The following is a 22,717-nucleotide window of genomic DNA, read 5'->3' on the forward strand; positions in this document are numbered from 1 at the left end:
GACAGAAGCGTAATTGCCGTCATCTCGCGGGACTTGCCGGGGCCGGAAAAAGCGAGCAGTCTCGTGAAGATATCGCGTGGGAGCGTTGCGATGAAGGGCATATGCATGGCAGTGGCCTGCGCACTCACGATCGGCGAATTCCCCGGGGCACCGTGGCACGAGCAGTTGTCTACGGACGATCGTTGACCGATGAAGGCGGCGGGATCGTACCTATCGCGCCGCGATCCGCCTCTCGCCGGGCGAGAGCCTCGACGTGACGGGATGCCTTCTGTTGATGTGCCGCACCCGGCACTGGACCCGGTTCAAGGAGAAACATGGATGACCAACGACGACATCCTGGCGCTGATCGCGCAGGAAACGGGACTTCCGATCGAACGATTGCAACCCGATGCGACGCTGGCCACGCTCGACATTTCCTCGATCGACCTTGTTTCGATGCTCTTCGAACTCGAAGATCGCTACGGGATCGAAATCCAGCCCGAGGAACTCACGCGCGAGATGACCTTGCGGCAGTTGTTCGATCGCATCGGTGTGCCGCTGGCGTCATGATGGCGCGGCAATGACCAACCGGGTGCTGATAACCGGACTGGGCTGCGTAAGTGGGCTTGGTCGCGGGGTCGGGGTGAACTGGGAGCGCGTGCGGGGCGGTGATGGCGCGATCCGCCCGCTCGAACCTCCGGCGCCGGAGGGGATCGCGGCATGGTTCGACGACGACAAAGCTCACGAGGCCGTAGGGCAATCTCTGCAACGTTCGGCCCTGCATCGTTCGGCCCTGCATCGTTCGGCCCTTCTGGGCAATGTTGATCCGGAGCGGCTGCGTCGGCTCGGCAAGCTGGACAGGCTTTCCTCCTTCGCGCTCGAAGCCGGGCTGGAGGCGGTGACGCATGCGGGCCTGCTCGCGCACCCTGCTCTGGTGCAGCGAACCGCTATCTTGCTCGGCTGCGGCAGCGGCGGCAACGGGACGATCGAGACCGCTTATGAACGGCTGTTCGCGGCAGGGCAGTCCAGGGTCCATCCGCAGACGATTCCCAGCTCGATGATCGCCGCTCCTGCCGCGCAGCTTTCCATGCTGCTTGGCGTGCACGGGCCGGTGCTGACCCTTTCCGGCGCCTGCGCCTCCTCGGCACAGGCGCTCGGCGAAGCGATGCACATGATCCGCGCCGGGCGGGCGGACGTGGTCATTGCCGGTGGAGCGGAGGCATGCCTGACGCGCGGCTCCCTTACCGGGTGGCAGTCCCTTGGCGTGTTGGCCCCCGATACCTGCCGCCCCTTCTCGCGCGATCGCCGCGGCATGGTGCTTGGCGAGGGCGCCGCGGTGCTGGTGCTGGAGAGCGAACGTCACGCGCAGGCTCGCGGCGCGCGCGTTCTCGGCGAACTTGCCGGCTACGGGGTGTCGAGCGATGCCACGCACATGACCGCGCCCGACGTTGAGGGCATCGCCTCCGCCATCCGAGCGGCCCACGAAGATGCCGGTATCGGCATCGATACTCCCGCGCTCGTTTCCGCGCACGGCACCGGCACGGCGCTGAACGACCCGGCCGAGGCCGCCGCGATGCATCGTGTCTACGGCCCTGCACTGGCGCATCACCGGGTCATCGCCACGAAGTCCGCCCATGGCCACATGATCGGCGCGACCGGAGCCATCGAGTTCCTGCTCGGTCTTGTGGCGCTGTCCGAAGGAATCGCTCCCCCGTGCTCAATCACCTCGGCCCCGATCCCGATTGCGACCTGCCGCTGGTCCTTGCGGCGCAAGAGTTCGCGCCCGACGTTCTCGTATCGAACAGCTTCGCGTTCGGCGGCCTCAACGCCGTCCTGGTGGGACGCCGCGCATGACCGCCACGATCGCCCGCGTCAATCGCATCGGCACCGCCAATCCGCCGTTCGAAGTGCACGATGCCTTCCTGCGCTTCGTCACCTCCCGGATCGGCGACGATCGCATGCGCCACTTGTTCGAACGCATGGCGGCCCGTTCGGGGATCGAGCGTCGCTTCTCCTTCCTGGAGCCGGTGACGCTGGAAGACGGCACCGTCACGGACCGGGAAGGCTTCTACGGCAGCGGCCCATGGCCCTCTACCGGCAGCCGCATGGAGCGCTACGAACGCGATGCCCCGCGCCTTGCACTGGACGCCATCGCCGCGCTCGACCCAGACATCGCGCAGGCCGGCATCACGCACCTGATCGTCGCTTCGTGCACGGGCTTCATGGCGCCGGGGCTCGACCAGGCGATTGTCGCGGGGGCGGGGCTGGACCCCGGTGTCGAGCGTACGGTGGTCGGCTTCATGGGGTGTTACGCGGCGGTGAATTCCCTGCGGCTGGCGCATCACATCGTCCGTTCCGAGCCTTGTGCGCGGGTGCTGGTGGTGACGCTCGAACTGTGCAGCATCCATTTCCAGCGCAGCGACGACCTGCCGAGCCTGCTCGCCATGCTGCTGTTCGGCGACGGTGCGGCGGCGGCGCTGGTGACCGCGCAGGAGGGCGGCATCGCCCTGCGGGACTTCCGGGCGGTCACGATCCCGGGCACGGCCGACGCCATCACTTGGAACATTCGCGACCAGGGTTTCGACATGCATCTTGGCGGCGAAGTGCCCGCCCGGATCGCGACCGCCCTCGCTTGGGAGGCGAAGCGCGAGGATGCGCTCGGCCTGTTGCGCGGGGGATCGCCCGGCGACTTCGCGCTGTGGGCGGTGCATGCGGGCGGGCGTACCATTCTCGACGCGGTGGAGCAGGGGTTCGGCCTTGGCGCAGAAGCGCTGGCGCCTTCGCGTTCGGTGCTGCGAGACCGGGGCAACATGTCCTCGGCGACGCTGATGTTCATCCTGGCGCAGATGCTGGACTGCAAGGCGCGCGGGCCGGGTCTGGCGCTGGCCTTCGGTCCGGGAATGGCGGCGGAAAGCTTCCGCTTCACGATCGAGGGCTGAGGTGGCCGATGCACTGATCCTCGGCGGTGGGCTGGCCGGCAGCGCCGCCGCCTGCCTGATCGCGCGCGGTGGAGGCGACGTGCACCTGCTCGAACGCGAGACCGGGGCGCATCACAAGGTCTGTGGAGAATTCCTGTCGGTCGAGGCCGTGGCGCATCTGCGGCAACTGGGGGTCGAGCCGCTGGATCTGGGCGCCGTGCCGATCCACCGGATGCGCCTTGTGTGGGAGAACCGGGAAGTCGAGGCTGCACTGCCGTTCGCGGCGCTAGGCCTCAGTCGCCACGTTCTGGACGAAGCGCTGATAAGCCAGGCCGCGGCGAACGGCGCCCGCGTCGAGCGCGGTGTGCGCGTGACGGAGCTGGACGGACACGTCGCCCGCACGAACGTCGGCGAGCGCGAGGGGCGTCAGGTGCTGATCGCCACCGGCAAGCTGCCGATCCGGGGCGAGAAAGCCCCCGCTCGCATCGCCAACGGACATGTGGGCTTCAAGATGCACTATCGCCTCGCCCCGTCCGCTGCGCGGCAACTGGCGGAAACGATCGTTCTGGCACTGCTGGATGGTGGCTATGCGGGATTGCAGTTGGTCGAGAATGGCCGGGCCAACTTGTGCCTCGTACTGCGCGCGCAGGCGTTCGCGCGGCTTGGCGGAGACTGGCAGGGCGTGCGCGCATGTCTGGATGGCACGTCGCAACTTCAGCGGATACTTGCCGATGCGGAGCCGCTGTTCGCAAGACCGCTCGCCATCGCCAACCTCGGCTACGGTCCGCCGCCCCGGGGCCATGGCACGGACATAGCCGGGGCAATGTTCCTCGGCGATCGCTGGGCGATGACACCTTCGCTGACCGGCGACGGCATGGCCATCGCCTTGCGCAGCGGGTTGCTGGCGGCAGGCTGCGTCCTCGCGGGGAAAGCGCGGGGACCTATCACCGGCTGCTCGCTGCAGAGACCCGCCGCCAGATCGCGCGCGCGACGATATTGCAGAACGGGTTCGAAGCGCCCGCGTTTCGCCATGCCGCGTATTGGCTGGCGCGTCTTTATCCTGCCCTGCTGACACATGCGGCGCGGGCGACACGGTTGCCGGACTGGAGCGGGCCTTGATGGGCACTGGCACCAGGGAGAAGGGTTCGGTAGACCACCTTCCACCATGTTCACCACTATCCATCACGTCGCCCTGATCTGCACCGACTACGCCGTGTCCCGGCGCTTCTATACGGAAATTCTCGGAATGGAGATCATCCGTGAGGTCTACCGGGAGGAGCGCCAGTCGTGGAAGTGCGATTTGCGCATCGGGGCGGCCCAACTGGAACTGTTCTCGTTCCCGGCGCCGGCCGCGCGCCCTTCGTATCCCGAAGCCACCGGGCTGCGCCATCTCGCCTTCGCGACCGCAGACATCGACGTGGCGGTCGCGCGGCTCGCGGAAAATGGCGTGACTTGCGAACCGCTGCGCCGGGACGAGCATACCGGCGCCCGTTTCACGTTCTTCAACGACCCCGACGGTCTGCCCCTGGAACTCTACGAACAGTCAGCCGGGAGTTAAACCTGGCAGAGAGTACGCAGCCGCGTCGTCGGCCCCGGCAGGCCGGGCACGTCGACCTTCATGCGCAGTACCGCGCCTGAGCGCGGCGCATCGACGTTGCCGCCGGTACTGACGTAGAGCCAGTCCGGATCGTGGCTGCCGAATGCCACGCTGACCACATGCGGGTAAGGGAGCGGCAGGTCGTCGGTCTGCGTCCCGTCCGGGGCAAAGCGACGCAGGCGCGCGGTATTCCAGCAGGCGGCCCAGAGGTTTCCGGCGGTATCCAGCGTCAGCCCGTCGCCGTCCTCCAGTTCCACCAGCAGTTCGCCCGCTCCGGGCAGGCCGTCCGGCGCAAGCGGATAGCGCCAGATGCCGCGCGTGGTTTCCATGTGATAGAGCCACGTCCCACAAGGGCTTGCCGCGATGCCGTTGGATGCGACGACGTCGCGGCGCAGCACCGTGACTTCGCCGTCGCCGGACAAGTGGAAGAACAGGCCGGGGAAGGCTTCTTGCCGGTTTCGAAGATCGCCTCGAAATCGATAGTGCCGGCGAAGAGGCCGCCGCGCCCGTCGCCTTCCATGTCGTTGACCGCGACGACCGGCATGTCTTCGATCCGCGTGAGGACCTCGCGCGTAGCGCCCGTCGCAGGGTCGAGCGCGACGATGCCGCCCCGCCCGCTGCACAGGACTTTGCCGGAATCGTCGAAAACGATGCCGCCCACCCATAGCCGGTCGGGCAGCATCAGTTCTGTCGCCTGTCCCGGGCTGTTGCGGTAGACGCCTTTCCCGGTGAGATCCGCGAACCAGACCTCGCCTTCGGCGGAAATGCGCGGTGCCTCGATGAAGTCGTGGCCTTCGGCGACGATCTCGAACGGGGGCAGGGTCATGAGGCGCGCGCTGAACGGACCGCTGCCGGTCAGGCTGCCTCCGCCTTGGCGGCCGCGGCGGCGTTGAAGGCGGCAGGATCGTAATAGTACGGCTTGATCTCGCAGCACTTGCCGTCGCGGAAACGGAACATCTCGCACAGTTCGGCGGGCTTGAGTGCAGGGTCGGCGAAACGCATCGTCAGTACCGCGATGGCGCTGTCCTTGCCGGTCAGCAGGTCGCTGCGGTCGAGCCCGACGACGTCGGCCATGCCCATGGCCTTGGCGAACAGGTCTTGCAGGCCGGTCTTGCCGCGATAAGCGCCGGCCATCGGCAGGGAGTCGGCTTCATAGGCCACGAAATCATCAGTGAGCATTGCGTTCGCCGTCTCCCAGTCGCCCGCGCCGGCGGCGGCGTAGAGGGCATCGACGAGCCGAGCGATTTCTTCGGGGGACATGCTCATGAATCCTGCTCCACATCTATCTTTGCGGCGGAGTTTGCCTCCGGTGCCCGGGTGGCGAACCTAGCGTTTAGAACAGCCTTCCGCTCGGGCCCGGCGCGGGTAAGCAAGGGGGATGGGAAAGGTAAGACAGATATTGCTGGCGCGGCGCCCTGACGGGATGCCGGTGCCCGAGGACTTTACACTCGCAGAGGTGGAGATGCCCGAGCCGGGTGACGGTGAGTTCCTGGTGGCCATGCGGGTCGGGTCGGTAGATCCGGCGATCCGCGGCTTCCTCGACGACCGGCCCAGCTACATCGAGCCGGTCGCGCTGGGTGCGCCGATCAACGGCATGTCGCTTGGCGAGGTCGTGCAGTCCAACAATGCGGATTACCCGGTGGGCACGTTCGTGCGCGCCTTCGCCACGTGGCAGGATCACTATATCCTCTCGGGCGAGAGCTGGGGGCTGGAGACGGTGCACCAGCAGGCGGGCACGGATCTCCACCACTACATGGGCGCGCTCGGCCCGGTCGGCCTGACCGCGTGGGTGGGCCTTTTCGCGGTGGGTGAGGCCAAGGCGGGCGAGACCGTGCTGGTCAGCGCCGCCGCCGGGGCGACGGGTTCGACGGTGGGTCAGATCGCCAAGGCCAAGGGATGCCGGGTGATAGGCATCGTCGGTTCTCCGGAGAAGGCCGAAGTCATCCGCGAACTCGGCTTCGATGCCGCGATCGACTATCGCGCCACGCCCGACATCGCCGCCGAAATCGCGAAAGTCGCGCCCGAGGGCATCGACGTCTATTTCGACAACGTCGGCGGCGAGATGCTTGAAGCAATCCTGCCGCTGATGCGCCTCCACGGGCGCGTCGCGGTGTGCGGCATGATCGGCCAGTACAACGATGCCGATCACCCTTACGGCGTCAAGACGCTCTGGCAGCTGGTGGTGAACCGCATCAAGATGCAGGGCTTCATCACTTACGATTATCCGCATGTGCTGGCCGAGGCGCAGGCGGAGCTGGACCAATGGGTGGCCGAAGGAAAGCTGCGTCCGCTCGCCAATCTGCGCAACGGGTTCGAGAACCTGCCCGCCGCCTTCATCGACCTCATGTCCGGCCGTACCATCGGCAAGACGCTGGTTTGCATCTGAGTTCTGGATACGATGGCTACCATGAGCGAAACCTTCCACTCCGTCATCGCCGAGGCCGACTTTCCCGAGGAAGGCAAGGCGGCGATCATGCTGGGCGGCTGGAGCGTGCTGATCGTCAAGGTCGAGGACGGCTTTCGCGCCGTGAACGACCGCTGCACCCATCAGGCGGCGCTGCTCTCGCCCGGCCGCGTGCGGCGTGGGGCGATCATGTGCCCGCTGCACGGCGCGCGCTTCGAAGCCGCGACCGGACGCTGCATCGGCGGCGCCTACGCGGACCTTCGCGTGTTCCCGCTGCGGATCGAGGGCGGCATGATCGAGGTGGCCGTGCCGGACGAGGCGCCGGGGCCGAACGAACGACCGGTGGGGGCGTAATTACTCGCACAAGGCATAGTTTCGCGCGCCGGAGCAGGGGCTAGCATCTGCCTGAAACGATTTGGGAGAATGCTGAAATGCCCTTTACCGGCCCGTTCGAGGACCGCCTCGCCATCCGTGAACTGCTTGAGACTTATGCCGACGCGGTGACGCGCTGCGACTCCGAAGCCTGGGGCGCGACCTGGGCCGAGGATGCGGAATGGTCGCTGCCGGACTATCCGGAACTCGGCACCACCAAGGGCCGTCCGGCGATCGTCGCGATGTGGATAGAGGCGATGAAGGCTTATCCCGGCATCATGTTCGAGGCATGGCCCGGCTCGGTTGAGGTGAGCGGCGATAGCGCGGTGATGCGCAGCTACACCTCCGAGGTCTACGACCAGGACGGTATCACCATGCGCGATCGCGGCGTCTACGAGGACACTTGCGTGAAGATCGAAGGCAAGTGGCTGTTCAAGAGCCGCTCGTTCCGCAACATCCACCGCCAGCACGCGCCGCGCGGGGTGTAGGAACCGCTGGCTCTGAACCTTTTCCTTGTCATTCCCGCGAAGGCGGGAACCCATCTGACGACATCGCAAGTTGCACCAGCATCAGATGGGTCCCCGCCTTCGCGGGGATGACGGATAAAGCGGGCGGGGTGTTTGTTTCCACTCCCGCCCTTTTCACATCACCACAGCTTCACGCGCTTTTCGGGCGGCAGGTACAGCTTGTCGCCCGGCTTGATGTCGAACGCCTTGTACCAGGCATCGATGTTGCGCACGGTCAGCGCGCGGTACTGGCCCGGGGCGTGGGGGTTGCCGATGACCTGACGGCGCAGCGCGCCTTCGCGGGTCTTGTCGCCCCAGCTCTGGGCGAAGGCGATGAAGAAGCGCTGGTCGCCGGTGTAGCCGTCTATCACCGGCAGTTCCTTGCTGCCCAGCGCTTCGCGGTAGGCGTCGTAAGCGGCGGCAAGACCCGCCACGTCGGCGCCGTTCTCACCCAGTTCCAGCTTGCCGTTGAGGTGCAGGTCGGGGAACGGCTGGTAGGCGTCGTACTGAACAACCAGAGCCTGCGTCTGCGCCTCGAAGTGGGCAAGGTCCTCCTTCGTCCACCAGTCGCGCAGGATGCCGTTGCCGTCCACCGCCGCGCCGCTGGCGTCGAAGCTGTGGCTGATCTCGTGGCCGATCACCGCGCCGATTGCGCCGTAGTTGGAAGCAAGGTCGGCGGCCGGATCGAAGAACGGCTTCTGCAGGATCGCGGCGGGGAAGTTCAGCGCGTTCTGCACGGGCAGGTTCACCGCGTTGACGAGCTGCGGCGTCATCCACCATTCGCCCCGGTCCTGCGGCTTGCCCAGCTTGGAAATCTGTTGGAGCGTATAGCCGTGGATCGCCGACATGCGGTTGGCGTAGGCCTGACCCGGCTTGATGACGATCATGGAGGTGTCGGGCCACACGTCGGGATAGCCGACCGCGACGACCATGCCTTCGAGCTTGGCCTTGGCCTCGGTGCGCGTCGCCGGGCTCATCCAGTCGAGCGCGTCGATGCGGCGGGCGAAGGCGTGCTTGATGCGGGCGGACATGTCCTCCACCTGCGCCTTGGCGGCCGGCGGGAAGTATTCGCGCACGTAGAGCTTGCCAAAGGGCATGCCGAGGTCGCTGTTGATCGAAGCCAGCGCCCGCTTCTCGCGCGTCTTCTGCTCCGGCGTGCCCGAAAGGTTGGTGTCGAAGAACGCAAAGTGCAGCGCGTCGAACTTCATGGGCAGCACGTCGGTCTGCGCGTTGATGCGGTGGAAGGCCAGCCAGTCCTTCCACGCGGCCAGCGGCTCGGAAGCGACGAGGGCGGCGAGGCCGGTGATCGCGCCGGGGCTGTACACGTCGAAGGTCTGCTGCGAGGGCATGTGCGCGGCGGTGAAGTAGGCGTCCCAGTCCATACCGGGGGCCTTCGCGGCGAACTCGGCGCGGGTCCACAGGGTGCCGCCTTGCGTGAAGTCGGCGGTTTCCGCCTTGCTCGGGTGGGCCTGCGCGATCTTGGTTTCGAGCGCGAGGATACGCGCGGCGCGCGTTTCTGGCTGGTCGAGGCCGGACAGGCGCAGAAGGTCGGCGATGTACTTGAGGTAGTCGGCCCTGATCTTGACCATGCGCGGTTCGGCCGAGACGTAGTATTCGCGGTCGGGCAGGGCGATGCCGCCCTGGAACAGGTAGGGCACGACCTCGTCGCTCTTGAGCGCCTTGGTGATGAACAGGCCGAACAGGTTCTCGGTCGACATGTCGTTGTTGTTGTTGAACAGGTCGAGGTCGGCCTCGGTCTGGTCGCCCAGCACCTTGACCAGCGCGGCCTTGTCCGGAATCGCCGCGTAGCGCGTCAGGTCGGCCTTGAGCGGGGCGATGCCCAGCTTGTCGATCGCGGCGGTGTCGAGGTAGGCGCGCCAGTAGTCGCCGATCTTCGCCTCGTCGGTGCCGGGCTTCTGCCTGGCGCCGAGGATCTTCTGGATGAGTGCGGTCTGCTGGCGCTCGGTCTCGTCGGCGGCGACGGTGTGGGAGCCGATGCGGCTGCGGTCGGCGGGGATTTCGGCCTTGGCCAGCCAGGAGCCGTTCGAGAAGAGGTAGAACTCGTCGCCCGGCTTCACCGAAGTATCCATCGCGGCTTCGTCGATGCCTGCGGGGGCCGGATCGGTGGCGGCGATGGCGAAGGGCGCGGCGCACAGCAGCAGCGCGGCAAGAATGCGAGTCTTCATCGGGCGGTCCTTTCGCGGCGTCGGCGGGAACCGCGCCGGTTCTGTCATGCCCGGTGGACTAGCGCCGGATGATGCCTGCGCATACGAAAAAATTGCGCTGCGACGCAACAAAGGCATCGTCATCCCGGACTTGATCCGGGATCGCTGGCCATGAACGGCCGAGCCCTCGGCGAGGCGCATGGCGCCTTGCCGAGGGCTTCTTGTCTAAGGATCGCCACCGGTCCCGGATCAAGTCCGGGACGACGAGGTCGTCAGAACCGCTTGGTCACTTCCACCATGACCGTACGGGGCAGGGTGCCGAAGCCCAGCTGGTCGGCCTTCGTGCCCGCCGCGGTGCCGGTGCCGCCGCCGGTCGAGGGGCCATCGACCACGCCGGTGACGTAGAAGCGGTTGGTCAGGTTCTTGCCGATGAGGGCGATCTGCCAGTTGTCGTCCTCGGCGCCGAAGCGGATGCCAGCATCGAGCGTCACGTACTTGCTCTGGCGCGACAGCGGGTTGCCAAAGCCGGAAGCGAGATAGCTGGCCGAGTACTTGCTATCGACGTTGAAGCCCAGCTTGCTCGCCGATCCGACCGAGACCTCGTAGCCGATGCCGAGGTTGCCAGTCCAGCGCGGGGCCACCGAAAGCGGTGCGCCAGTCAGGTTCTGGCGGCTGTTGCCCGACAGGTTGCAGCCTTCCGCCGGGGTCTGGCCCGCATAGCACGGTGCCAGCGGGAAGTCGGTGTAGGTCGCCTTGTCGTAGTTGATCGAGCCATGGATATCGAGCCCGGCGATGCCGTTGGGCGCGAATTCGAACTCGGCCTCGATGCCCTTGGTGCGCGCGTCCGCGGTGAGGGTCTGGAACGCGAAGATCGGCGAGTTGAAGAAGTCCACCTGCAGGTTGCGGTACTTGTAGGTGAACGCCGTCACGTTGAAGCGCAACTGGCGGTCGAGCAGGGTGGACTTGAAGCCGATCTCGAAGCCTTCCGCCTTTTCCGGATCGAAGGTGAGGTCGGCGGTGGGATCGCTCGAGAACTTCGAGTTGATGCCGCCGTTGGAGAAGCCGCCCGACTTGTAGGCGGTCTTGTAGGCGCCGTAGACCATGAGATCCGGCGTCGGCTTCCAGGTCAGCGTGGCTTCCGGCGACCAGTTGGTGAAGTGCTGGCGCGCGGCCACTTCGCCGAGGCCGTCGGGGTCGTTCTGATCGCGGAAGATGCCGAGGACCAGCGGGTTGTTGTAAGGCTGCGTGAAGAAGCTGTTCTTCGTCTCGTCGGTGTAGCGCACGCCGCCCGCGAGTTCGAGGTCGGGCAGGATCTTGTAAGTCATCTGGCCGAAGACGGCCATCGTCTCGCCTTTGGTGAAGCTGCTCTTGGCGGTGGTGACGTATTCGTAGCCCTCGGGCGCATCCGAATTGGAGACGCCGCCAGTCAGCACGAACTGGTCGAAGTCACGCCGCGTCTTCTGGTAGAGCATGCCGACCATCATGTTGAACGGCCCGTCGAACTGGGTCAGCGCGCGCAGTTCCTGGCTGAACGCCTTCCACGAGGAGTTCTCGGTCGCCCAGGTCGGGCCGATGCCGTTCTCGCTGCCGCCCGACTGGAAGTCGCAGGCGCAGGCCCAGCGGTTGTTGTTCCACTGGTAGTTGGTGACGGAGGACAGCTGCAACTGGTCCGCATCGTACGTCAGGTTAAGCGTGCCGCCTGCCGAGCGGTACTTGTTGTAGAGCGAGCCGTCCTTCTTCGCGTAGGGATAGGTCGCCGCGATGTCGGCGGGCATGTTGTTCTGGTGGGTGACGAAGTCCTTGCCGCAGGCATAGCCGTTGAGCTGCGAGGTATCGCCGTCGCCGCACCGGTAAGCCACGTAGTTCCACGAGGAGTTGTTGACCGTGCTCTGGTCGAAGCTGCCCTTGAGGGTGGCGGTGAAGCGGTCGGTCGGTTCCCACTTCAGGGTGGCGCGGGTGAGGAATTCCTCTTCGCCCGGCGCCTTGCGTGCGGCAGGCTGGGCGACATGGGTGGTCGCATCGCCGGTGCCGCCCGCGAGGATGCTGGCGGAGTCGATCTCGGTGTAGTTGATGGGATCGGCGACGTTGCGGTAATAGCCGCCGTCCATCTTGGTATAGCGCGCGGCCAGACGGAAGCCGAGGGTGTCGCTGATCGGGCCGGAAAGGTAGCCTTCCAGGCGGTACTGCTGGCTCTTGATCTCGTAGCCGCCCTTGACCATGCCCTCGAACTTGTCGGTCGGGTCGGCGGTGGTGATCGAGATCACGCCCGCCGTCGCGTTCTTGCCGAAGAACAGCGCCTGCGGGCCTTTCAGGACCTCGACGCGGGCGAGGTCGAAGAAGCCCTCGTTGATGACGCGGCCCTGGCCGTAATAGGCGCCATCGACGACGACCGCGACCGACTGCTCGATGCCGATCGAGGTCGAGGACGAACCGATGCCGCGCAAGGTGAGCTGCGCGCCGGAACCGTTGGAAGCGCGGCCGACGCTGAACTGTGGGGCGATCGCGGTGATCTTCTCGACGCTGGTGACATCGCGCGTGGCGATCTGCTCGGCGGAGATGGCGGTGACGGCGACGGGCACGTCCTGCACGGATTCCTGACGCTTGCGCGCGGTGACGATGATCTCGTTGAGGCCGCCCTTCTGCTGGGCCGCGTCATCCTGAGGAGCGGCAGCCGGTGCCTCTGCAGACGTATCCTGGGCCATGGCCGGAGACGCCACCATCGTCAGCGCCGTGGAGACGAGCAGGACGGATTTGGGGACTCGCATTTCAGAAACCTCCCGTTTTGTAATCGTTCTTGGCTGCTGGTTAGACCCGTCGCGGTTGGGCGGCGTCCTGTGCAAACGGATAGCCCTATCAGTTTGGACAGGTGGCCTCGGCGGGCCTGCGCGCGAGGGTCGGGCAGAGGAGACCTGAATTGACGCGCTGCCGTTTCTGGCGACTGGATCGCCACCCCGAAGGAAATACCGATTTCGCCCGCTTCCTGAGCCTGCAGGAAGAAGACTGCGCGCCGCTGGCCGATGGCGAGGTGCGCATTGGCACCGAGTGGTTGTCGATGGACGCGGGCACGCGCATGTGGATGAGCCCGCGCACCGACGGCTATCAGCCTCCGCTGCCGCTGGGATCGAAGATGGTCGGCCTCGTGCTCGGCCGGGTGATCGAGAGTGCGGACGCGGGCTATCCGGTCGGTGCGCTGGTGCGCGGCTTCGGGCAGTGGGCGGATGTCGCCACCGTGGTCCCGGCGCTGACCGGGCTGGAAGTGGTGGACGAGACCGTCGCCGATCCGCGCCAGCATTTCGGGGCGCTCGGCATGAATGCCTGGACGGCCTATGTCGGCGTCAGGGAAGTCGCGGCGGTGAAGCCGGGCGAGTGGCTGGTCGTCTCGGCGGCGGCGGGGGCGACGGGAAGCCTGGCCTGTCAGGTCGGCCGGAACCTGGGCGCGAAAGTCGTCGGTATTGCGGGCGGGGCGGACAAGTGCCGCTATCTGACCGAAGAGGTCGGCGTCGATATGGCGATCGACTACCGCAATGAGGACGTCGACGCGCGATTGGCCGAGGTGCCGGGCGGGGTGAATGCCTTCTTCGACAACGTTGGCGGCCCGATCCTCGACGCGGTGCTGGGCAACATGGCGCATTACGGGCGCGTCGCAGTGTGCGGAATGGTCGCGGGCTACGACACCGATGCGCCGATGCCGGGACCGGCGAAGTTCGATCAGGTGCTGATGCGGCGCCTGCGGATCGAGGGCTTCTTCATTCCCGACTTCCTCCATCGCGGCGCCGAATTCATGCCGCAGCTGCGCGAATGGCTCGATGCCGGGAAACTGGCGGTGCGCTTCGACGAGACGGCCGGGCTGGAGAATGTCCTCACCGCTTACGAGCGGATGCTGACCGGCAAGAACATCGGCAAGGTGGTCGTGAAGCTCTGATGCCGACGATCCGCCATCGCGCTCCGATCCAGTGCCTGGTCGCGGTACGCGGGCATCCGTTCGATCGTACTGCCTTTGATGCGCTGTTCCAGTCGATGGAGGGTATCAGCGCGACGATGGTGGACCAGCCCGCAGCGGCCAAGCTGATGAACACTGACGGGATGCGCGGCTTCGATGCGCTGGTGCTATACGACATGCCGGGCCTCGATTTCGAGGCAGAGGTGGGAGCGCCTCAGCATCTTGATCCGCCACCGGGACTGGCTGACGGCTTTCGCGCGTTGCTGGAGGAGGGCAAGGGCGTCGTCGCGCTGCACCACGCGCTGGCGGGCTGGCCGACTTGGGACGAATATCACGAATGGCTGGGCGGGCGATTCCTCTACCATCCGGGCACGGTGCGCGGGCGACCGGTGCTCGATAGCGGCTATGCGCACGGCGTGACATACGATGCGGTCGTGCTGGCGGAGCACCCGGTGACGGCCGGCCTGCCACCGCGCTTCAGGTTGACCGACGAGACCTACCTTGCGGAGATATTCGCTGAGGATGTCACGCCATTGCTGCGGGCAGACATTCCCTTCACGCGCGAGCAGTTCTTCTCCGCCGAACTGGCGGTCCGGGGACGTATGTACGACCGCGAGGACTGGGACCATCCGCCGGGCAGCGACCTGATCGGCTGGACGCGTGAGGTGGGACGCAGCAGGCTGGTCTACCTCCAGCCGGGTGACGGGCCATCGGCTTACGACGATGTGAATTACCGGCGGCTGGTGGAGAACGCGATCCGCTGGGTCGCGTGAGCGTTCACTCGTTCGCGGTGAGCCGATCCAGCCAGGCGCGGGCCTGCTTGGGCTCACCCACGGCCTGCGAGTCCACCGGGCCGCGCTGGCGCAGGAATTCCTGGTGGAGTTCGAAAGGCTCCATGAACAGCTGTTCGCGCGCGGTGTCGATCTCTTCGGCGAGTTCGGTCAGTTCGGCGATCGTCGGAGCTACGGCTGCGCGTGCAGCGCGGTCGGCATTGTGGTCGAACAGGCCCCACTTGCCTGCCGCACAGACCTTGAGCGCGGCGATCAGCGCCTCGCGGTAATCGACCTCGAGGTCGGCGCGGCGGGTGTCGAGGCGTTCGAGACGGTCTGCTTTGGCCATCCGGCGGCGGTAGAACGGGGCAGCGCGGACTGCAAGTGCCGCAATCCTCCCTGTTGCGAAGCAATGGGGAGGTGGCAGCCCGCAGGGCTGACGGGGGGCCTTAACCCCTCCACCACCGACTGCGTCGGCGGTCCCCCTCCCCATCGCTGCGCGACGAGGAGGATCAGGAGCGATCACATCGCGGTCACGCCGCCGTCCACGGTGAATTCGCAACCGGTGACGTAGTTCGCCTCGTCGCTGGCGAGGAACAGGTTCATGTTGGCGATGTCGACGGGGCTGCCCATGCGCTTCATTGGAATGCCGGAGACAATCTCCTTGAAACCCTCGGGGTTATCCTGGCGGGCGACGTCCTGCATGGCGGTTTCGATCATGCCGGGATGGACCGAGTTGCAGCGGATGCCCTCGGCCGCGCATTCCAGCGCCACGACCTTGGAGAACAGGCGCACGCCGCCCTTGGCCGCGCCGTAGGCCCCGCACATCGGCACGCCGACCAGCCCGCCGATCGAGGAAAGGTTCACGATCGAGCCGCCATGGCCGACCTTGCGCATCAGCGCCACCGCGCGCTGGGTGCCGAGGAACACGCTGTCGAGGTTGACCTTGTTCTGCTTCTCCCAGTCGGCGAGGGAGAGTTCCTGCAGCGGCTTGAGAATGGCGATGCCCGCGTTGTTCACCAGCACGTCGAGACGCCCGTGGCCCTGCTCGATCGCAGAGATGGTGTCGTCCCACGAGGCTTCGCTGGTCACGTCCTGTGCCAGTGCCTCGGCCTGGCCGCCTGCTTCACGGATCGACGCGGCAACGCCTTCGGCGTCTTCCAGCCTGAGATCGGTGACGTAGACGAAGGCACCTTCCTCCGCGAAGCGCTGCGCGGTGGCGGCGCCGAGGCCCCGGGCGTTGCCCGCGCCGGTTACCAGAGTGATCTTGCCTTCGAGACGGCCCATTTCATGTACTCCTTCTTCAAAGTTAAGGGTGCCCGGCGGGGGAACGCCGGACACCCCGTTTCCCCGCGGGGGTAAGAGATCAGAACTTCACGCCGACGGTGGCTCCGTAGGTGCGCGGTTCCAATGCCATGCCGAACGAGAACAGCCCGGCCACGGTGAACGCGTGCGTCGTGGTCTTCTCGTTGGCGAGGTTGCGGCCGAAGACGCGGAAGTAGGCTTCCTTGTCGCCGACATCGAAGTTGAAGGTCAGGCTGGCATCGACAAGGTCCTGCGTGGTGGTACGCACGCGGGCATCGTTGCCATTGACCGTCACGCCGGTCACGTCGCCGCTGCCGTCGAGTGTCGGTGTCAGCGACCCTTGCGAGATCTGCTCGTCATAGGGGCTGATGTGACGCCAGCCGGCCGTGGCGACGATCTTGCCGAAGCTGGTGGGCACTTCGTAGTCGGCATTGACCGAGCCGGTGAACCTGGGCGCGTAGATCAGGCGGTTGGCGGAGTAGTTGAACGGCACCAGCCCGGTGCCGCAGCTGTTGGCCGCCGCCGTTTGCGTTGCCGAGACAGCGCCGCAGGTCACGAAGTTGCGGAAGTGCGACTTCATGTACGCGGTCGAGGCGGTGATCTTGAACTGCGAGGTGATGCGCAGGGTGGCGTCGGCCTCGATGCCCTTGATGATCGCGCCGCCCGGCACGTTGCCGGTGATCGTCTGGTTGCCCAGCGGACCGCCGGGAACCGTCAGGTTCTGCTGCATGTCCTTGTAGTCGGACACGTAGCCCGCAACGTTGAATTCCAGCTTGCGATCGAACGCCGAGAGCTTGGCGCCCACTTCGTAGGCGTCCACGGTCTCGGGCTGGAACGGGGTGCTGGCGGTGGCGGCGGTGGCGGCGCGGGGGCTGAAGCCACCCGAACGATAGCCGCGCGACCAGCTGGCGTAGAGCATCACGTCGCTGTTGGGGCGGTAGTCGATGCCGATCTTGGGCGTGAACTTGGTGAAGTTCGCATCTCCCGAACCGATCAGGCCCGCCGTCGCGAAGCTGTTGGTCAGCTTCTTGTTGTCATGGCTCCAGCGACCGCCGAAGGACAGGCGCCACTTGTCGGCAAAGGCCCAGTTGAAGTCGCCGAAGAAGGCGTAGCTGGTGGTCTTGCCGATGTTGGTCTGGGCGTTGGTGTCGAATTCCATCGGCGACACCGAAGGATCGAAGCCGAAGAAGCGCGTCCACTGCGTCAGGCTGTACTTCGAATGGAAGTAGTAGCCGCCCACGACGTAGTCGAACCCGGTGAACAGGTTGCCCGCTGCGCGCAGTTCCTGGCTCCACTGCGTGTACTTCTGGCGGCGATCGACGTAGTAGAGATCGCTCGAAGACCCGTCGAAGTCCTGGGTCTGCGCTTCCTTGCTGTGGCGCCAGCCGGTAATCGAGCTGAGCTTGATGCCGCCCAGGTCGTAGTTCATCTGCAACGTGGCGTTCGGCGCGCGGTACTTGCTTTTCGCGGGCAGGGTAAACACCGTGTAGAGGTCGGTGGTGTTGTTGCGGCCGCACTCGTTGGCGGGGATCAACCCGCAGAACAGTTCGGTGCTGTTGGTCAGGTTGCTGACCACCGGCTCGAAGCTCTGCACCACGTTTTCGACGGAAAGCTGCGCGTCGAAGCCCGATCCGGCGGGTTCGAACAGCAGGCTCGCGCCATAGGCATCGGCCTTGCTGCCGCCCGCGCGGGTGTCGCGGATGGCATTGCGGTAGAAGCCGTCGGACTCGTTGTGGAAGTACCAGCCCTTGATGCCCCAGGTCTCGCCGTCGCCATAGTTGACGATGGCCTTGCCGGCCCAGGTGTTCCAGCGGCCGTAGGTGAATTCGGCCTTGCCGCCGGGCTCCATGGTGGGCTTGGTGCGGGTGATGTTGATGACGCCGCCGATGGTGTTGGCGCCGAACAGCGTGCCCTGGGGCCCGCGCAGCACTTCGATCTGGGCGATGTCGAAGGCATCCTGCAACTGGCCGGTGTTGGTGCCGATCGTCACGCCGTCCACCACGACGCCGACGGTCGGCGTCTGCGACTTCTCGATATCGGCATAAGTCAGGCCGCGGATCGAGATGTTAGCCGCCTGCGCGCCCGAATTCTGCTGGGTGATGAGCAGACCCGGCGCGGCGCCCTGCAGGTCGCCGATGTTGGCCGAGGCCTTGTTTTCCAGCATCGCCGCGCTGACGGCGGTGATCGCGATCGGAGTTTCCTGCAGCGTTTCCGAGCGGCGGCGGGCAGAGACGATGATCTCGTTCGGATCGACGACGGCGGTGTCGGCCGCCTGCGGTGCGGCGTCCTGCGCGAAGGCGGGTGCTGAAATACAGGTCAGTGCGCTGGATGCGAGTGCGAGCTTGATGAGCGCGGTATTTCGCGCTCCGCGAACATGTGCGGATGCCATCAGTTTATCCTCCCGGTGCGGCCGCGATTCTGTGCGGCCGTCTTCCGGTGGTCACTATGCATCGGATCGTTTCGCGACCTACCTGTCGATTTGCACAGGTGCGGGCTTGCGTCCGAAATCGGACCACTCGCATAAATAGAGGAGATCGATGCCATGGCCGAGAACCGGCGATTCCTGCTCGCGCGCAGGCCGGAGGGGGAACCCGTTCCCGAAGACTTCATGCTGGTGACCGAAGCTGTCCCCACCCCGCCACCCGGCGGGATCGTCGTGCGCAATCACTACGCCTCGCTGGATCCGGCCCAGCGCGGGTGGATGGACGACGCCGAAAGCTACATGCCGCCGATCCCGCTTGGCGATCCGGTACGCGCGACGACGGTGGGTGTGGTCCATGCCTCGGACAACCCGGACTTCGCTGCCGGTCAATGGGTCATGGGGCTCAACGCACTTGAGGACTACTCGGTAGCCATGCCCGGCGGCTTCACGATGCCGATCGATGTAGAGGCCGTGGCATCGCCGTCGAACTTTCTGTCGGCACTGGGCGCGGTCGGGCTCACGGCCTACTTTGGGCTGACCGAAGTGGCAAAGCCCCAGCCGGGCGAGACGCTGTTGGTTTCGGGCGCAGCAGGTGCCGTAGGCTCGGCGGTCGGCCAGATCGGCAAGATCATGGGCTGCCGCGTCGTCGGCATCGCCGGCGGTGCGAAGAAATGCCGCCGCCTGATCGAGGACTATGGCTTCGATGCCGCGATCGACTACAAGGGCAAGGATCACGCAAGCCTAGTTTCCGAGATCGCCGCCGCCGCGCCTGACGGCGTCAACGTAGTGTTCGAGAACGTCGGCGGAGCGGTGCTGGAGGCGGAGGTCTTCACCCTCGCGCATCACGCCCGCATCGTCCTGTGCGGCCTCATCGCCGAATACAACACGCCCGAAAAGCTGGGCCTGCGCAACCTGTGGCAGATCCTTGCCCGGCGCGCGACGATCCATGGTTTCCTGATTGCCGACTATGCCCACCGTTTCGCCGAAGGCGGTGCGCAGATGGCGCAGTGGCTGGCGGACGGAAAACTGCGTGCGGACGAAGACGTGCAGGAGGGGCTCGAGAACGCCTACCCGGCCTTCATGCGCCTGTTCTCGGGGGCGAACACGGGCAAGCTCGTGCTGAAGATCGCATGAGCGGGCGTCTGCAGAGCCGCCGGGCCATCGTCACCGGCGCGGGTTCGGGCATTGGCGCTGCCGTTGCTAAGCGCTTGGCTGCGGACGGAGCGCAAGTCTTCACGGCGGACATTCAGGGGGAGGTCGATTTCATCGCGGACCTCACCGGTGCGGACGCCAATGCGCGGCTGGTCGCGGCGGCGGCGGAGCGGATGGGCGGGCTGGACACCGTGGTCCCCTGTGCCGGCATCAGCGCTTTCCATCCGCTGGAGGGGCACGAAGACGCATATTTCCTGCGCGTGATCGAGGTGAACCTAATCGCCGTGTTCCGGCTGGTGCGCGAGGCGGCACCCTGGCTCAAGGCCCATGGCGCGGGCCGGATCGTCACGATCGGCTCGACCACCTCGACTTACGGGGACGAGGGGCTTTGCGCCTATGCCGCCTCCAAGCACGCGGTACTGGGCTTCACCAAGTCGGTCGCGGCGGAACTTGGGCCGTTCGGCGTCACCGCCACTTGTGTCCAGCCCGGGGCCATCGACACGCCGATGACGGCCCCTGCCTTCGACCAGATGCCGGAGTACCGGACGTTCTGGGAAGGCAAGGCCCCGTTGCGCCGTCTTGGCAAACCGCAGGACATTGCCGACGTCGTGGCGTTCCTGTGCAGCGAGGAGGCGCGTTTCGTATCCGGGCATGGCCTGTGGGTCGATGGCGGGGCGATGGTGCGGCACTGAGGGTTCAGAGGGATAGTGCAGTTCTCGCCGAAAAGCCGTATCATGGTCATCACGGTCCCAGCCTTCGCCGGGATGACGATCGAGTTGAATGACGCTTTGGGTAGTGAACTGCCTGCCCCTTGACCGCCCGCCTATTCTTTGATCGGGTGAAAAGGCGCCCGGTCGGCCGCACGCCCACTCAAGTCATTGATCAATGCGCCAGTGTTCCGGACGGGGCGAACAGTAAAAGATTTCTGGAACTTACAGGTTGCGCCGCTATTGTGATGATCAGGCTCGAACGGAGCCTGCGAGCCTCGGCCCATGAAATCGGGACGGCATGCCGGGCTGACTGCTGCGCCCCTCAGAGAGCCGTCTTTTCATGCCGTCTCACCCCATTGTCCTCGTTGTCGAGGATGAACCCCTTATTTTGTTGGCCGCCTGCGATATGGCCGAGAGCGCGGGCTTCATTACGAAAGAAGCGACGAATGCCACACGGGCTCTCGGCATCCTTGCAGAGACCCCTTCGATCGCGATCTTGTTCACCGACATCGACATGCCGGGCCCAATCGACGGCATGGCCCTGGCGTTTGAAGCGCAAACACGCTGGCCGCACATCGGCATCATCATCACTTCGGGCCGCCGGCCGCTGGCTCGGCACGAAATGCCTTTCGGTGCCGTGTTCCTCGAAAAGCCCTACCTCGAACGATCCCTCGGCGAAGCGTTGAAGAACCTCCTCGCCTGACCTACCGCTTGCGAGCGGGACCGTCCTGCCGCACCAGCATATCAGACCCGGCGACGGGCTATTCAAGGAAATGCGATGATAGACGATGTCGTGCTCGGTCATGCAACCGTGCCGGATGGAGTGGAACTGAGGCTTGTCCAGCACGGCACCAATTTCACCATCCTGCTGGAAGACAACGAATTGATGAGCACGCGGGCCAATGCTTCGGAAGAGGCGCTGGCGGTGATGACCTGCGAGAAGATCGCCGATCGCCTTGCCCCGCAATTGCTGATCGGCGGGTATGGCATGGGGTTCACGCTCCGCGCGGCACTGGCAGCGCTGGCAGGGGAGGCAAGTGTCGTCGTCGCCGAAATCGTCCCGGAAATCCTGACATGGGCCAGAGGGCCGATGCAGGAAATTACCGATGGGTGTCTTGACGATCCGCGCGTTCACGTCGTCGGCGAAGACGTGGCGCTGCTTATCGATTCAGCGTGGGAAGCTTACGATGCCATTCTGCTGGACGTCGATAACGGTCCGGAAGGTCTGACGCGCCAGCTCAACGACGGGCTGTACTCGGTGCCTGGATTGCAGCGAGCGATGCTTGCGCTGCGGCCGAGGGGCATACTTGCCATCTGGTCGGCGTTTCCAGAACCTGCATTTACGCAGCGATTGCGTGACGTCGGCTTCGAAGTGACCGAGACGCAGGTGAGAGCGCGGGCGAACAACAAGGGCTTTCGCCATGTCATCTGGTTCGCCCACAAGCCTTGATCCTGCGACCCCGAGCCTGCAGCGATGCCTCCCCGGCTGAAACCGGGGAGGGGCTGATCAGTCCACCATCGCGGCGACGAGGCGCTGCAGGTGATCCCGGCTCTGAAGCCCTGCGGGCCACTGAATGGAGCCGTTACGACTGGCAACTGGGTTGAGGGTGGCATTTTCGGGGCGTTTTTGCGCGCCTTGGGTATTGATGTGCATGTTTTCCTGTGTGCGGATTTTTCCGCGTTTATCTTTTAAACCCGCTGCGCCGTCTCGGCGGCCCTCCGGCTTGTCCCGGTGTCTTTTCGCGAAATACGATCCGACCCTTTGAAAGGTCGTAAGGCGTCATCTCGACATGTACGCGATCACCGACCACCGAGCGGATGCGGAACTTGCGCATCTTGCCTGCCGTGTAGGCGATTATCTTGTGCTCGTTGTCGAGCAAAACCGCGAAGCGCCCATCGGGGAGGATTTCCTCGATAAAGCCTTCCATTGTCAGCAATTCTTCCTTGGCCAATCCACGATGTCCCGAATACGAGGGCGCCCGCCGACATGCATGCGCAAAACGGCGATCATGAGAGCCAGGCTGATGTCTGAGAATGCCTGCGGGGCGCAGGCAAAAATCCGTCAAAAATGACGCAGCGACATCCATATACACCTTAGAATCGATTTTTCAATGCGGGCGTAGACTTTTAAATATTATCCTGATCGGTGGAATGCGCTCGCTGGTCGGGACAAAATCATGTAGAAGAAAAATATTGCCGGTCATTTCTGCATGTCGGCGACTGAGAGACCAAGCGCGCTCCCGCAAAAAGGAGTGCCTGTATGGACCTCAATCAGCTACTTTATCATCACCAAATTGCTCTCATCGAGTACGCGACCCGCGACAAGGGCAGCCCTGAGGTCAGATCGCGATTCGACCTGGTTCGCCATTACGAAATCCGGATCGCCCGTCTGCGACAGGACATGGGTGTATCGACCTACCCGCAATGGTCATGACCTGGCCGCCGCCGAACCACTTCGCTTGTCCAAGGTCGCGACC

General features: G+C 65.3%; 24 protein-coding genes and 3 pseudogenes. 17 read left to right on the forward strand and 10 right to left on the reverse strand.

Annotated elements, in window-relative coordinates:
- Window positions 1–217: 217 nt before the first annotated feature.
- From KZO24_RS25715 to gloA2, 7 genes and pseudogenes are all read left to right on the forward strand, one after another.
- Window positions 218–322: pseudogene (locus tag KZO24_RS25715) on the forward strand (DUF2147 domain-containing protein); the annotation flags it as partial.
- Window positions 319–549 carry an acyl carrier protein gene (locus KZO24_RS25720; RefSeq protein WP_271183895.1) on the forward strand — a complete coding sequence of 77 codons (231 nt, stop codon included), beginning with the start codon at window positions 319–321 and terminating at the stop codon, window positions 547–549. The pseudogene KZO24_RS25715 and the gene KZO24_RS25720, both read left to right, overlap by 4 nt.
- Before the next feature lie 10 nt (window positions 550–559).
- Window positions 560–1,636: pseudogene (locus KZO24_RS25725) on the forward strand (beta-ketoacyl-[acyl-carrier-protein] synthase family protein); the annotation flags it as partial.
- A 56-nt stretch (window positions 1,637–1,692) separates the two neighbouring features.
- Window positions 1,693–1,833, forward strand: a complete 141-nt coding sequence (locus tag KZO24_RS25730; RefSeq protein ID WP_486487416.1) for a hypothetical protein — start codon at window positions 1,693–1,695, stop codon at window positions 1,831–1,833.
- The gene (locus KZO24_RS25735; protein ID WP_271183897.1) at window positions 1,830–2,918 is read left to right on the forward strand and encodes a type III polyketide synthase; all 1,089 of its coding nucleotides are present in this window, start codon (window positions 1,830–1,832) and stop codon (window positions 2,916–2,918) included. Before KZO24_RS25730 ends, KZO24_RS25735 begins: the two co-directional genes overlap by 4 nt.
- A gap of 1 nt (window position 2,919) precedes the next feature.
- Window positions 2,920–3,969 (forward strand): NAD(P)/FAD-dependent oxidoreductase, encoded by a 1,050-nt coding sequence (locus tag KZO24_RS25740; RefSeq protein ID WP_486487417.1) that lies wholly within the window; start codon window positions 2,920–2,922, stop codon window positions 3,967–3,969.
- A 93-nt stretch (window positions 3,970–4,062) separates the two neighbouring features.
- Window positions 4,063–4,455 (forward strand): SMU1112c/YaeR family gloxylase I-like metalloprotein, encoded by a 393-nt coding sequence (gene gloA2 / locus KZO24_RS25745; protein WP_271183899.1) that lies wholly within the window; start codon window positions 4,063–4,065, stop codon window positions 4,453–4,455.
- On the opposite strand, the gene KZO24_RS25750 is transcribed toward gloA2, so the two are convergent.
- The 3 genes and pseudogenes from KZO24_RS25750 to KZO24_RS25760 all read right to left on the reverse strand — a co-directional run bounded on the left by KZO24_RS25750 (window position 4,452) and on the right by KZO24_RS25760 (window position 5,754).
- Window positions 4,452–5,117, reverse strand: a complete 666-nt coding sequence (locus KZO24_RS25750) for an SMP-30/gluconolactonase/LRE family protein (protein ID WP_486487768.1) — start codon at window positions 5,115–5,117, stop codon at window positions 4,452–4,454. The genes gloA2 and KZO24_RS25750 overlap by 4 nt on opposite strands.
- A pseudogene (locus KZO24_RS25755) lies at window positions 5,021–5,320 on the reverse strand (SMP-30/gluconolactonase/LRE family protein); the annotation flags it as partial. The gene KZO24_RS25750 and the pseudogene KZO24_RS25755, both read right to left, overlap by 97 nt.
- A 29-nt stretch (window positions 5,321–5,349) precedes the next feature.
- The gene (locus KZO24_RS25760) at window positions 5,350–5,754 is read right to left on the reverse strand and encodes a nuclear transport factor 2 family protein (RefSeq protein ID WP_271183901.1); all 405 of its coding nucleotides are present in this window, start codon (window positions 5,752–5,754) and stop codon (window positions 5,350–5,352) included.
- 118 nt (window positions 5,755–5,872) lie between these two features.
- Here KZO24_RS25760 and KZO24_RS25765 point away from each other — a divergent pair, with 118 nt between their 5' ends.
- The 3 genes from KZO24_RS25765 (at window position 5,873) to KZO24_RS25775 (ending at window position 7,758) form a co-directional block, all read left to right on the forward strand.
- Window positions 5,873–6,880: an NADP-dependent oxidoreductase gene (locus tag KZO24_RS25765; RefSeq protein ID WP_271183902.1), complete on the forward strand. Its 1,008-nt coding sequence runs from the start codon at window positions 5,873–5,875 to the stop codon at window positions 6,878–6,880.
- A 21-nt stretch (window positions 6,881–6,901) separates the two neighbouring features.
- The gene (locus tag KZO24_RS25770; RefSeq protein WP_008830733.1) at window positions 6,902–7,252 is read left to right on the forward strand and encodes a Rieske (2Fe-2S) protein; all 351 of its coding nucleotides are present in this window, start codon (window positions 6,902–6,904) and stop codon (window positions 7,250–7,252) included.
- A 77-nt stretch (window positions 7,253–7,329) separates the two neighbouring features.
- Window positions 7,330–7,758, forward strand: coding sequence for a nuclear transport factor 2 family protein (locus KZO24_RS25775; protein ID WP_271183903.1), 429 nt, complete (start codon window positions 7,330–7,332; stop codon window positions 7,756–7,758).
- Window positions 7,759–7,916: 158 nt separating this feature from the next.
- On the opposite strand, the gene KZO24_RS25780 is transcribed toward KZO24_RS25775, so the two are convergent.
- Window positions 7,917–9,962 (reverse strand): M13 family metallopeptidase, encoded by a 2,046-nt coding sequence (locus KZO24_RS25780; RefSeq protein WP_486487418.1) that lies wholly within the window; start codon window positions 9,960–9,962, stop codon window positions 7,917–7,919.
- Between the two features lie 251 nt (window positions 9,963–10,213).
- On the reverse strand, window positions 10,214–12,706 hold the full coding sequence (locus tag KZO24_RS25785; protein WP_271183905.1) for a TonB-dependent receptor: 2,493 nt from the start codon (window positions 12,704–12,706) through the stop codon (window positions 10,214–10,216).
- Between the two features lie 149 nt (window positions 12,707–12,855).
- Between KZO24_RS25785 and KZO24_RS25790 the strand changes: the two genes are divergently transcribed.
- Together KZO24_RS25790 and KZO24_RS25795 are read left to right on the forward strand one after the other, a co-directional pair.
- Complete coding sequence (locus KZO24_RS25790) at window positions 12,856–13,863, forward strand: NADP-dependent oxidoreductase (RefSeq protein ID WP_271183906.1); 1,008 nt, start codon at window positions 12,856–12,858, stop codon at window positions 13,861–13,863.
- Window positions 13,863–14,654: a ThuA domain-containing protein gene (locus tag KZO24_RS25795; protein WP_271183907.1), complete on the forward strand. Its 792-nt coding sequence runs from the start codon at window positions 13,863–13,865 to the stop codon at window positions 14,652–14,654. Before KZO24_RS25790 ends, KZO24_RS25795 begins: the two co-directional genes overlap by 1 nt.
- Before the next feature lie 4 nt (window positions 14,655–14,658).
- Here the strand turns inward: KZO24_RS25795 and KZO24_RS25800 are convergent, their stop codons facing one another.
- The 3 genes from KZO24_RS25800 to KZO24_RS25810 all read right to left on the reverse strand — a co-directional run bounded on the left by KZO24_RS25800 (window position 14,659) and on the right by KZO24_RS25810 (window position 18,345).
- Complete coding sequence (locus KZO24_RS25800) at window positions 14,659–15,000, reverse strand: hypothetical protein (protein ID WP_271183908.1); 342 nt, start codon at window positions 14,998–15,000, stop codon at window positions 14,659–14,661.
- Window positions 15,001–15,173: 173 nt separating this feature from the next.
- Window positions 15,174–15,938 (reverse strand): SDR family NAD(P)-dependent oxidoreductase, encoded by a 765-nt coding sequence (locus KZO24_RS25805; protein WP_008828682.1) that lies wholly within the window; start codon window positions 15,936–15,938, stop codon window positions 15,174–15,176.
- 79 nt (window positions 15,939–16,017) lie between these two features.
- A complete protein-coding gene (locus tag KZO24_RS25810; protein WP_271183909.1) occupies window positions 16,018–18,345 on the reverse strand; it encodes a TonB-dependent receptor in 2,328 nt (775 codons plus the stop codon).
- Window positions 18,346–18,498: 153 nt separating this feature from the next.
- Between KZO24_RS25810 and KZO24_RS25815 the strand changes: the two genes are divergently transcribed.
- The 4 genes from KZO24_RS25815 (at window position 18,499) to KZO24_RS25830 (ending at window position 21,690) form a co-directional block, all read left to right on the forward strand.
- Entirely contained in the window at window positions 18,499–19,512 is a 1,014-nt protein-coding gene (locus tag KZO24_RS25815; protein ID WP_271183910.1) for an NADP-dependent oxidoreductase, read from the forward strand.
- Window positions 19,509–20,222 (forward strand): SDR family NAD(P)-dependent oxidoreductase, encoded by a 714-nt coding sequence (locus KZO24_RS25820; RefSeq protein WP_271183911.1) that lies wholly within the window; start codon window positions 19,509–19,511, stop codon window positions 20,220–20,222. The genes KZO24_RS25815 and KZO24_RS25820 overlap by 4 nt, the downstream gene beginning before the upstream one ends.
- Before the next feature lie 358 nt (window positions 20,223–20,580).
- A complete protein-coding gene (locus KZO24_RS25825) occupies window positions 20,581–20,943 on the forward strand; it encodes a response regulator (protein WP_271183912.1) in 363 nt (120 codons plus the stop codon).
- A 75-nt stretch (window positions 20,944–21,018) separates the two neighbouring features.
- On the forward strand, window positions 21,019–21,690 hold the full coding sequence (locus tag KZO24_RS25830) for a spermidine synthase family protein (protein WP_271183913.1): 672 nt from the start codon (window positions 21,019–21,021) through the stop codon (window positions 21,688–21,690).
- A gap of 57 nt (window positions 21,691–21,747) precedes the next feature.
- Here KZO24_RS25830 and KZO24_RS25835 read toward each other — a convergent pair whose 3' ends face one another.
- A complete protein-coding gene (locus KZO24_RS25835) occupies window positions 21,748–21,894 on the reverse strand; it encodes a hypothetical protein (RefSeq protein ID WP_486487419.1) in 147 nt (48 codons plus the stop codon).
- Window positions 21,895–21,922: 28 nt separating this feature from the next.
- Window positions 21,923–22,192, reverse strand: coding sequence for a translation initiation factor IF-1 (infA, locus tag KZO24_RS25840; protein ID WP_271183915.1), 270 nt, complete (start codon window positions 22,190–22,192; stop codon window positions 21,923–21,925).
- 308 nt (window positions 22,193–22,500) lie between these two features.
- On the opposite strand from infA, the gene KZO24_RS25845 reads away from it, so the two are divergent.
- Complete coding sequence (locus KZO24_RS25845; protein ID WP_271183916.1) at window positions 22,501–22,674, forward strand: hypothetical protein; 174 nt, start codon at window positions 22,501–22,503, stop codon at window positions 22,672–22,674.
- The last annotated feature ends 43 nt before the right edge of the window (window positions 22,675–22,717 follow it).

Source organism: Novosphingobium sp. NFX11, from assembly GCF_057376415.1.